The organism is Mycoplasma sp. Pen4, assembly GCF_014352955.1.
Classification (GTDB): Bacteria; Bacillota_I; Bacilli_A; order Mycoplasmatales; family Metamycoplasmataceae; genus Mycoplasmopsis.
Map to the genome: position 1 here is coordinate 810,271 of NZ_CP060691.1, position 11,412 is coordinate 821,682.

8 protein-coding genes, 6 tRNA genes and 1 riboswitch are annotated in these 11,412 nt (G+C 27.9%); of the genes, 3 read left to right on the forward strand and 11 right to left on the reverse strand.

Features of this window, described 5'->3' with window-relative positions; translation table 4 throughout:
- Positions 1-4 precede the first annotated feature (4 nt).
- The 11 genes from H9M94_RS03220 to H9M94_RS03270 form a co-directional block, all read right to left on the reverse strand.
- Positions 5-1,648 carry an ABC transporter permease gene (locus tag H9M94_RS03220; protein ID WP_187469496.1) on the reverse strand — a complete coding sequence of 548 codons (1,644 nt, stop codon included), beginning with the start codon at positions 1,646-1,648 and terminating at the stop codon, positions 5-7.
- Positions 1,632-2,372 (reverse strand): ATP-binding cassette domain-containing protein, encoded by a 741-nt coding sequence (locus tag H9M94_RS03225; protein WP_187469497.1) that lies wholly within the window; start codon positions 2,370-2,372, stop codon positions 1,632-1,634. The genes H9M94_RS03220 and H9M94_RS03225 overlap by 17 nt, the downstream gene beginning before the upstream one ends.
- A gap of 4 nt (positions 2,373-2,376) precedes the next feature.
- Entirely contained in the window at positions 2,377-3,552 is a 1,176-nt protein-coding gene (gene cypl, locus H9M94_RS03230; protein WP_187469498.1) for an ABC transporter thiamine pyrophosphate-binding lipoprotein p37/Cypl, read from the reverse strand.
- A 27-nt stretch (positions 3,553-3,579) separates the two neighbouring features.
- Positions 3,580-3,685, reverse strand: a riboswitch (TPP riboswitch).
- Between the two features lie 16 nt (positions 3,686-3,701).
- Positions 3,702-6,200, reverse strand: coding sequence for an MAG1360 family OppF-related protein (locus H9M94_RS03235; protein WP_187469499.1), 2,499 nt, complete (start codon positions 6,198-6,200; stop codon positions 3,702-3,704).
- A gap of 15 nt (positions 6,201-6,215) precedes the next feature.
- Positions 6,216-7,235, reverse strand: coding sequence for an ECF transporter S component (locus H9M94_RS03240; protein ID WP_187469500.1), 1,020 nt, complete (start codon positions 7,233-7,235; stop codon positions 6,216-6,218).
- Between the two features lie 75 nt (positions 7,236-7,310).
- Entirely contained in the window at positions 7,311-8,624 is a 1,314-nt protein-coding gene (locus tag H9M94_RS03245) for an aldehyde dehydrogenase family protein (protein ID WP_187469501.1), read from the reverse strand.
- 199 nt (positions 8,625-8,823) lie between these two features.
- Positions 8,824-8,908: transfer RNA gene (locus H9M94_RS03250), tRNA-Leu, on the reverse strand.
- A gap of 42 nt (positions 8,909-8,950) precedes the next feature.
- Positions 8,951-9,026 (reverse strand) — tRNA-Thr (locus H9M94_RS03255).
- 1 nt (position 9,027) lies between these two features.
- A tRNA-Val gene (locus H9M94_RS03260) sits at positions 9,028-9,103 on the reverse strand.
- A gap of 4 nt (positions 9,104-9,107) precedes the next feature.
- Positions 9,108-9,183: transfer RNA gene (locus tag H9M94_RS03265), tRNA-Glu, on the reverse strand.
- A gap of 5 nt (positions 9,184-9,188) precedes the next feature.
- Positions 9,189-9,263 (reverse strand) — tRNA-Asn (locus tag H9M94_RS03270).
- A gap of 296 nt (positions 9,264-9,559) precedes the next feature.
- Between H9M94_RS03270 and H9M94_RS03275 the strand changes: the two genes are divergently transcribed.
- The 3 genes from H9M94_RS03275 (at position 9,560) to H9M94_RS03285 (ending at position 11,287) form a co-directional block, all read left to right on the forward strand.
- A tRNA-Leu gene (locus H9M94_RS03275) sits at positions 9,560-9,643 on the forward strand.
- Positions 9,644-9,687: 44 nt separating this feature from the next.
- Positions 9,688-10,188, forward strand: a complete 501-nt coding sequence (locus H9M94_RS03280) for a redoxin domain-containing protein (RefSeq protein ID WP_187469502.1) — start codon at positions 9,688-9,690, stop codon at positions 10,186-10,188.
- Positions 10,189-10,198: 10 nt separating this feature from the next.
- On the forward strand, positions 10,199-11,287 hold the full coding sequence (locus H9M94_RS03285; RefSeq protein WP_187469503.1) for a M42 family peptidase: 1,089 nt from the start codon (positions 10,199-10,201) through the stop codon (positions 11,285-11,287).
- The last annotated feature ends 125 nt before the right edge of the window (positions 11,288-11,412 follow it).

The following is an 11,412-nucleotide window of genomic DNA, read 5'->3' on the forward strand; positions in this document are numbered from 1 at the left end:
TTGTTTAACTCATTTTTAAAAATTTTATTTTGCTTCTCAAAACATCTTTTTGCTTATATATTCAAAAACTTAATTCAAAGACAATAAACAATATATAAGCAGGTAAAATGACTGGAATTATTTTGCTATATTCAGATTTTTCTTGAGCTTGTTGAATGATTCTATATATTCCTAAGTTAGCAAATGCACTATAAGTTATTGAGTTTCTTAGAACATCTTCTAACTCAAAAATAGATACAGATATCATTGATAGTTTGATTTTAGGAATAATATAGTTTGTATAAATTTTAAATTTAGATCATCCTTGAACATATAAAAAGTTGACTTTTTTTGCATCTATCGTATTAATAGATGAAGTAAATTGCTTACTTAATGATCTAAACGATCCAATCATTAATGCTAATGTAATGGCGCTTTCAGAATACATCATTGGACCAAATATTAAATATCAAAAATACACTGGTGTAATCTTAATGAATATAAGAATTATTTTAGATGATATTGATAAATAATTATTAACAAGCTTTTCAGATAATACAAAAGCAAATAATAGAGCTAAAATAACCGCAAAACTCAATGCTACAAATGATTCTTGGAATAAGATAAAGTAATCTCAAGCTATTGATGTTTTTGATAAATATGAAAAGTCAGCATTAAATATTTGTTTAAATCATTCCTTAAAAACACTACCATTTACTTTTCAACCACTAAATAAATCGATAAAGGAAATGATACTAATAATCAATAAAATTAGAACTAGACAAACTTTAACATATAACCTTCAATTATATTTAAATGAGTAAATGTCACTTATATTAGACTTTTTAATGCTAGGAGCAGGCAATAAAAATTTGTTAAATATAAATAATAAAAACTCAATTAAACCAACAAATAGACCTATAAAGAATAAAGTTATACCAAGGTTATTTTTATATATTTCTATTTCTCCAGTCCCAAAGAAAAAACCTATACCTTGGATTCCCATAACTCCTAAAATTGTTGCTCATCTAATATTAGACTCATAAGCAAGTAGGAAATTCATTAAGAATTTATTTTTTACTTTAAGAAAAACATTCTTATAAAAACTAAGTATTTTGCTTTTACCTTGAGCTATATCTCTTCAATATAATCTTAAGTCTTGTGCTTCAATTAAATCACTTATGTACCGGTTCATTCATAATCAAGTGAATCAAAAGTATAAGAAAAAAATGGCTAAAAATGTACTAAATGTATTTTTGAATAAAAGAATAATGATAATTGCTGGAAAAGCACGAATTAATAAAACTATAATTTTTGCTATAACACTAAAAACTTTATGTTTATGAATATTTGTAGCAGTTCAATAACCACTGACAATTGCAAATAAAAACCCTATTACAGTACCACCTGTTGCACCCTTTAGTGTTATTCAAAAATATTTGGCATTTAATGCTCATATATTTATCCCAGGTAGTTTTTCATTTGTGCTGTTAAAACTTCAAATATTTGCAATTATATTTCAAGATCTTTTAAATCCTGGTCTTGGAACACTACTAAAAAAACGTAAGTTATATAATGAGTAAATTAGAAAAATAAATAAAAGTAATAATGTTATTCAAAAGAATAACTTTTTTTGATTAAGATAGCGATTATTAAATTTGCTTTTCATCAAAATATTTAACTAAAACCTCTTTGTTATAGGTGTTTTTTTCAAAAATATGATCAATTTTATTATCGCTTATTGCGATTAATTTATCACAATACTGCATCGCTAGGTCAATATCGTGAATAGCAATTAAGATCATTTTGTCTGTTTTGTTATTTTCAAAAAAACGCATTACTTTTTTACCATTAAGAATATCTAAATTACTTGTTGGTTCATCTGCTAATATAATTTTATTTTTTCTAAAAAACCCGTGCACTAGGTTTAAACGTTGTTTTTGACCGCTCGATAATAGTTTTACTGGAGTCAATAAAAATTCCGAAACACCAAAATTATCTGCAAGATTTCACAAATCATTTAATTGCTCTTTACTTAAAATTCTGAACATTTTAAAAAATGGATTTTTATAATTATTGAAATCCAACAAGATATTTTTATATGTATCTAATTCAACTACATTAAGTCCGTCTGGATCAACATACGAAATAATATTTTTATATTTCTTTTGTTCGTGTTTTGATAAATTTAGAATGTTACTATCATTGATAAGAATTTCACCTTTTAATACTGTGTTGTAGTCAAAAAGAGACTTTAACAAAGTAGATTTACCACATCCACTTTTTCCAATAAAGCCTATTAATTCACCGTTAACTAATTCTAAATTAACGTTATTTAAGATATTACTCTTTTTATCATAACTGATAGATACATTGCTAAATTGTATTTTCATAATTCTAATTCTTTGGGTTTGTTATTTGATCAATTAAATTTCAAAATGTTTGATCAGGATTTTCAATAAATTCATATCCAACGAAACCATTTCTCGGTCCAATTGGATCTTTGTTTTCATTTGCTACTTCTACAAATGCTTTTGAAATTACATCTGCAATTTCAGGTTTGACATTTTTACCAAAAACACCTACGTTATAAGGTAATGGGTTTGTCACAGATAAAAATTTAAATGTTTGGTTTGGTCTAACTTCCGGGTTTGCAGCGAATGCAAATTGTTTTTTATCCTTGTAATGTGTTCATGTGTATGAACCTTCATTATCAAAGAAAATATGTAAATTAGGATTTGCATTGGCTTCAGTAACTTTAGCTGCTTTAATATAATCTTTATAATCTACTTTTGCTTTTTCTAATGAAGTAAAATCATCAAAGTGAGATTTGAATAGTGCTTCAGGTAAGATGTATTTGCTTCCTGAACTAGCTTTTCCAATTCCGATTCCAAATTTTACAAATTCTGAGAATTTCTTTGAATTTCATGCAGACATAATTTGACCATGCATATCTTGATCGGCAATCGCAATTACTAATCCCCTTTGATAACTAACTTTTTCACCTACGTTGTAGAACTTTTGGTAAATTGAACCATTTCATCCATTACCATTTGTTTCATCATTTCATTCTTCGCCTCAAGGCAATCTACTAAATTCTGCATACTCATTTGATGCAATGTCTTTTAATGTTTTACCATTGTCTGTTGCATACGTTGCATTCACTACATCGCCTTTGAACATTGGGGTTAGTGTTTGAAGTTTTATTTGTAATCCTTCTGTTTTAACGTCATCTTTTTTTGACAACATACTTCCTGATGAAATGAAACCAAAGTCAATTGTTCCATTTAATAAGTTGTTTGAGATTGTTGTATAGTCATCATTTCCATTATTAATGAAATCTACTTCAATCTTTTTATCTTTAAGTTTTGTATTAATTGTATTTTTAAATTCATCAATTAAATTTTGTGGAATAACTTCGCCATTTGAATCTGTAAATGATAAAGCCATTTTAACAACTGTTTTTTGAGTTGTTTGCCCATGTTCTTTTGAACATGAAATAGGTAATGATGCAATACCTATGATTGGCGTAATAGTCGCCATTGTTAATAACAATTTCTTAATTTTAAACATAAATAAAAAACCTTTCCGGACAGGAAAAGTCAATAAGAGAAGACTCGCTACGCTGGTATTAACCAGATCAGCTAATAAGAGTATTTCTCAACAAGCTTTTATAAAATAAAAGCAAGTACCTCTGTCCTTGCTTAAAATTATAACATATACTATAACAACTTATCTAAAAGTGTTTTATCAATATTGTGTTCTGTGTGATTCTCTTCTAATTCTTTTACGGCTCAGAATAATTCATGATCCTTTTTATCTTCTGGTTCAAGAATTGCTTTATGTTGTTGGTCTGTTAAAACAATTTCTTCATCATCAAAAACCGAGAAATAATCATCTGAGCTCACAATAGTTGTTTGCGTTGCTGTTAATGCTGCTTTTTCAGCAGTATTAGCATTTTTATCAAAAAAGAAATCAACATTAGAATTATTTAAAGTTCATTTTTGAAACTCTTGTAAAGTTGAATACACAAAATGTGAATTCCCATTACCTTTATAATAAATACCTTCTTTAATGAAAAATTGTGTGAAATCTAAATTCTTTTGGAAGTTGATTGTATCAATTCTTTGATTTAAAAGCGCCTTTAATGTTGGGTTAATTGGATTTTCAAATACTTGTTTAACTTTTCCACCCTCTAATAATTGGGTGTCATCAAATATATAAACACGATCAAATTGTCTCTTAATAACATCTAAATCTGATGTAATAAAAACAATTGGAATTTTTTGTGTGTCTGAAAACTTAAATAATACCCGAAGAAACTCATTTCTAGTTTCCTTCGAGAAATCATTAGAAGTGTCATCCTCGACAAATAAAACCGAATCATTCTTTAAACGATACTTTGTGAGTTTTAATTTTGCTTTATCAATTGTCTCGAGTTGTGAGAATTTTATTAAGTAGTTATCAGGTGTAACCGAAATAGTTTCAAAGATTTCAGCAAACTTAATAATACTTGCACATTGGATTAAAAATTTATTTGACGGTGATGTTTTAGAACTAGAATAATTAATTAATTCAAAAAGTGCATTATTCATTCAATTGTTTTTTAAAAAGAATGATAAGTCATTTAAAGTCTCGTCTAAACCAGCCGGGAGTACTGAAGTTAATGAATATGATTTAGCAACATAAAAGCGTTGTGTTTTAGCAATTTCATCTTGTAATTCTGAAATACAGTTTTTTATTTTGGTAATAAATCTTGATAGTCTAAACTCTTTATTCTTTAAATAAGTGCTAAAAAGTTTTTGTTCGGAATATCTAGCTCATTCTAATTCTGCTGTAGCAAGTTTAATTTGTTCTTCAAACTCATGCACAGCAACAATATTTTTATAACTTGAAATGTGGTTGAATGGACGATATTTAATATTCCTGATTTGTTCTTTACATTTTAAAATTTCTTCATTGATCTTTTCGCTCGCCATTTTAGACTTAATAGTGTAAGTCTTAATATCAAAAACAAATTCACGAGATATGAATTCCTTAATTTCTGAGATATTCTTGTTTTTATATTTTTTAATATTTTGAGTGAAATTGTTACTAATAAAAAGATTTATTTCAGAACTAATGCTATTTTTTAAATTTATTAACTCATTAACATTTAAATATAAAAGAGAATTATAGTTCTTGTTTCAAATTTTTAACTCTAATTCCTTGAGGAAAATGTCTTTGATAATGTCAAAATAATCATCATTAACATAATCAATTAACTTTTTCTTAAGTTCGAGTGTTTGAATTTCTTTTTTAATTAAAAGAATAAAATTATTCATCATTTTTTTGGAGATTTTAAGGATTGAATTTTTGTAATTTCTATAATATTCAATCTCAAAATTTAGATCCCTAATTTTTAAATCATTCTCAACTTTCAAGATACTTGAAGTATTAATTTGATTCATGTAATTAAGTTTGATCTTAGATTCCTCAATTAAGCGAGTTTGATTGTTTAAATGGTTTTGTTGGAAGTTATCATTTAACTGATTAAAATATGTTTTGAATTCTCTAAATAAACTTAAATAAGGTTTTAGTGTTTGATTTTTAAATTCATTGATTGTGTTTTTTAAATCATTGATTAAATTAGTCTCATCATCTTTTAGTGTTGCATCACCATAAAGTGCCTTAATTCTAGCAGTTGTGATCTTGAATTTCTTAACAAATTCTTCAGTGAGAGTGATTAATTCTGAAGTATTGTTTCTAACAATGGTGTATATGATGTTTTTAAGTGAGTATTCATGAACTTTAAATTTGTTAATAAATTCTTTATCTTCAACAAGTTTTTTAGCTATTTTAAAACAGTCATTTCAAATCTCAAATAATGGAAGATTTATATCATTTTCATTAACAATTTCACTAACATTAAAGTAAGAAGTTTTTGCAATAACCTCTTTTTTATTAGTTAAAAAGTTTGAGTAATCATAATATTCATTTTCATTAACTTTATTAAAATAAGTCATTGATGAAAGTTTATCACCAATAACATATTGTGCTATGTTTCTAAAATTTAAGTTTTTATTATCTTTTGAAATATATAAAGCTAATTTCTCGTCACGTCTTACTTTTAGCATCGGAATAGAAATAGTTGCTTTTGGTCATGATATACCATTAATTTTTTTAGCATTCTTTTTAATAAAAATGTTTTTAACAACTAAAATAACGTTATTTTTGGCCATATCAAATAAATCCTCCTAATATGAAAGATTTTGTCCTTTTGTGATTAAACGAGAAATAATTGAATATGAATAATAGATAACAAAAACATTGAATCAAATTTTTACAGGCGAAGTAAGAATATGTTGTGTGATTCAAACAAACATATTTGAAGTATCACCATCACCAAGAGTAATTAAATCTGCATAAGATAAAATCGGTACATTAATCAATTCTAAAAAGGCTGAGAAAACAATAATTGGTACAAACACTAAGAAATGATCAGTATTCATTTTGAAGCGTGCAACAGTAATAAATACAATAAACAACATCATTCCTGCGGTCATAATTGCTAATAATGAATATTTGTCTTTAATAATACCTTTTTGAATTGCTTCATCAACTTTAGGGTGATCACTTAAAATTACTGATACAATGATCGCAATTGCAAGCAACATGAATAAAATACCTGTAATAAAATAAATATTTTTTAACTCTTTTTGTTGTGCCTGATCATCTTTAACAAAAATACGTTTGCTATTTAATTCAATAATTTTTAATGCAATTCTAGTTGCTTTTTTATTATCTTCCTTAGCTTTAGCAATTTTGTACTTATCAGCATACATATTGATTTTAATTGCAATTCTTGCAAGTTTGTATTTTTTTGAAAATGCATATCTAAGAAAATGCATAAAGTACATACCAAAAATACCTGCAACCAAACCATTAACAGCAGTTGCTAAAGTATAAACAGGAGTGTACCCGGCCGGCGGAACAAACAATAATGAAAGTAAATCACTAATAATTCCAACAAAAACACCAATAACAGGCCCAAAAATAAACCCAGTAATTTTAACCGGTAGACCTATGAAGGCAAATTTAAATGAAGGAATATTAGCTATAGGAATAATTTGCGCAGCAACAACTGTAAAACTAACTGAGATAGCAATTAAAATCGCAACAAATACCATATTGCGAATTGTTCATTTTGGAATTAATCCTATTTCTTCTAACTTGTTTTTTATTTTGTTTACTCTTTTTACTGCTACGCGTTTCATAGTCTAATTTTATAATATTCTTTTACTTTTTTATATTTTTAATATAAAAGCATCAAAAAAGCAAGATTTAACTTGCTATTTTGATATAAATTTTTTAAACAATTTTAAAAATTTGTCATTCTTACCGAAAACTTGATATCTAAGTTTTTCCTTAAATCATAATCTTTTATTAACAACAGGTTTAAAATGTGAAAATGTTTTAAACCCTTCATAACCTTGATATTTACCAAAACCAGATGAACCAACACCACCAAAACCTAAATTTTGATTACTTAAAAATGTCACAGCGTCATTAATCATTACATTTCCACATTTAACATTTTCAACAAGATATTTAATTTCAATATTATTTCTTGAAAATACATACATTGCTAGCGGATTAGCTTTTTCGTCTAATTCTTTAACAATTTCATCAACTTCTTCAAAAGTTAAAATAGGTAGAATTGGAGCAAATATTTCATCTTGCATTGACTTAGAATTTCAAGTTGCTTCTTCTAAAAGTAAATGCATTTTTGTTTTTTCATTATTGAAGGTAATTTTATTTGAAAGACCTTGAATTCTATTAACATGATTTTTGTTTATTACTTTGGCAAAGGCATCGAATTGATCAGTTTCTGCCAAATTAGAAATATAATCATATGCAAAATTTATTGCTTCTATAAGTTCGTCTTTCTTTTCTTTGTGCACATAAATATAGTCTGGTGCAACACAAGTTTGACCTTGATTTAACATTTTTCCTCAAACAATTTTAAGTGCAGTATCTTCAATATCAGCCGAATATGCCACAATCGTAGGTGTTTTACCTCCTAATTCCATAAGACAAGGAATCATTTTTTCAGCTGCTTTTTTGTATATTATTTTTCCGACACGTTCAGAACCTGTAAACATAACAAAATCAAGTTTTTTTGCAAAAATTTCTTCAACTACTTCAGGGCCACCTAAATGAACTTCAATTTCTTCTTTGTTAAAAATACCTTCTAAAATTTCTTTAACAAGTAACGAAGTTTTTGGCGCTAATTCAGAAGGTTTTAAAATAACTTTGTTACCTGCACCATAGGCATTAACGAATGGAATCATTGTTAAATTAAATGGATAATTTCACGGTGAGATCACTAAAACATTACCTAATGGTTCATGTGCATAATATGATTTTGCTGGAAATAATTTTAATGGTGTTGATACATTCTTATTTTTGCTTCATTTATTTACTTTCTTAATATACAAATTGATCTCAGAAATAACCGGAGCAATTTCTGTTAATTCAGATTCAATTTTATTTTTACCCAAATCTTGATATAAAGCTTCATAAATTTTTTCTCTATTATCAAAAATTGCTCTTTTTAATCTTTTTAAGTTGTTTTTTATTGTTTTTGGAGTATTTAATTTCATTTTTTCTCTTTTCTTTTTCTACATAAAATTATATTAAATTAAAAGGTAAATTAAAATATAGAATTATTATCTGTGGGTTATATCATTTAATCAAAAATATATACAATAATTTATTTATCCCTTGAAATAAGGCATAAAAAAACTTCACATATGTGGGATGTGAAGCTGCATGTTAATAAGGATAAAAATTTTAGTGCTTTGGTGCGCGAAGAGGGACTCGAACCCTCATGCCGGAAGGCACTAGAGCCTAAATCTAGCGTGTCTGCCAATTTCACCATCCGCGCATGTTGCAAAAAAGTTATAAAAAAAAGCCTTTAAATGCTTTCTGGTGCCGTTTATAGGACTCGAACCTACGACCTACTGATTACAAGTCAGTTGCTCTACCAACTGAGCTAAAACGGCATGGTGGAAGATAAGGGACTCGAACCCATGACATTCGCCTTGTAAGGGCGACGCTCTCCCAGCTGAGCTAATCTTCCATAATGGCAGTCTGTACGGGGATCGAACCCGTGTATGCATGGATGAAAACCATGTGTGTTAACCGCTTCACCAACAGACCATAAATGGCGCCGATTATTGGGATTGAACCAACGACCAACTGGTTAACAGCCAGCTGCTCTACCGCTGAGCTAAATCGGCATTTGCTATTTGCTTAAATATTATACACTAAAATAATTTTTCAAAACAAATTATTTTTTTATTTTTTTGCTCTCAGCGTTTAATTGATTAAATACGAGATTATTATAGCATACAAAAAATTAAGTCAAGTATATTTTTAAAAATATTTCAATGTTTATTGTGTTTCTAAAATAATTAAATAAAACATATTTTAAAACAATGTCATTTAATATAAAAAACACATAGATATTCTACATTATAAAATCACAAATTTAAAAGAATTTAATATAATTTATATATAAATAAAATAGTTATATGCACTAATGGTGGAATGGTAGACACCGTAGACTCAAAATCTACTGGAGAAATCCGTGCAGGTTCAAGTCCTGTTTAGTGCACCATATGCGTTATAAAAAACGCATCTTTTTTATAACAAGGAGAAAAAATGAGATTTGTTACATTAGCAGGAACAAAACATAAATTAGTTGATAATGCACCTCAAATTGGTGATGTTATTAATATTAAAGCTGCAAAAGCAGGAAGTTTTGAACAAACTTCAATCACAAGAGAACACAAATATTTAGTTCTTTTAAGTTTCCCATCAGCTGACACTTCTATTTGCGACATGCAAATTTTAAGAGGTGCTGAATTATCAGAAAAATATCCAAATTTTGACTACGCATCAATATCAATGGATTTACCACCAGCTTTAAAAAACTATCAAGAAGGACATAAAGTTGGAAAAATTCAATTATTTTCAGACTACTTAGATCGCCATAATGCTGTTGATTTAGGAGTTTTAATTGAAAATATTCAATTATGTGCTAGAGGAATGTTTATTTTAGATGAAAATAATAAAATCGTTTACATGCAATTAAATGATGAGATTAAAAAGCAAGTTGATTTCGATGAATTCGAAAAGAAATTAGCAGAATTTAATAATTAAGGAGAAAAAAATGGATAAAAAATACGAAAAATTAGCAGAACGTTTATCAGCATACATGGCAATTGAAGCTATGTCACGTCATGAAGAACCAGTTGTTGATGAATTAAAAGCTAATATCAAACCTGGTTTTGAAATTTCACGTGATAAATTAGGATCAGTAATTTTCTACAAAAAATCTAAAAAACCTAATGCACCAAAAGTTATGTTAGCAGCACACATGGATGAAGTTGGTTACATGGTGCGTGAAATCGCTGATAACGGTAATATTTTAGTTTCAACAATTGGTGGTGTATGACCAACAGTTGTTATTGGTACAAAAGCAGTTGTAGTTTCTTCACAAACAGGAGAAAGATTCACAGGAGTTTTTGGACACACATCAATCCATATTCTTGAAAGAGAAAAAGTTTCAGTTGCGCTTAAAGAATCAGACTTATATGTAGATTTAGGTTTTGCATCTAAAAAAGAAGTTGAAGAAGCTAAAATTGAAATTGGAGACAAAATCTTCATGAGTGGTGAAACAATTCACTTTGCAAACAACATCATTGGTGGTAAAGCAATGGATAACCGTGCAGGTGTTACTGCATTAGAATTTATAGCAAACAATATTGTTGATTTAGACTTAGGTTGTGATGTTTACCTTGTTGGAACTGTTCAAGAAGAAGTCGGAACACGTGGTGCTAAAACATCAGTTTCAATCATTAATCCAGAAGTTGCATTTGCAGTTGACACTGGTGCTTCACATGATACAACAGGATGTAAACCTGGTACAACAGTTTTAGGAAAAGGTGCTGCTATCTTAGTTAAAGATTCAGGAACATTACCTGATCCAAAATTAATCGATGTATTAACAGATCTTGCAAAAGAAAAAGAAATTCCAGCATATAAATATGTTGCTGGTGGTGGGGGAACTGATTCACACGAATTACAATTCGCTCCAGGTGGTGCAGCCGTTACAACATTAACAATCCCACAAAGATACTTACATAGCCCAATTGGTTCAGCATCACTTGTTGATATCCAAGCAGTTATTGATATTATGACTGAGTTCATTAAAGCGTTTGACGAAAAAATTTACAATGAAAAAATGTCATACAAATAATCCTGTGAATAATATGAGAAGTTAGTTTTCTAACTTCTTTTTCTTTTAACCCTAAGACATTGGCATTTTATTATTAAAAATAGATGGAATAAATATGAAAACAATAAAATATTTCCATATTTTGT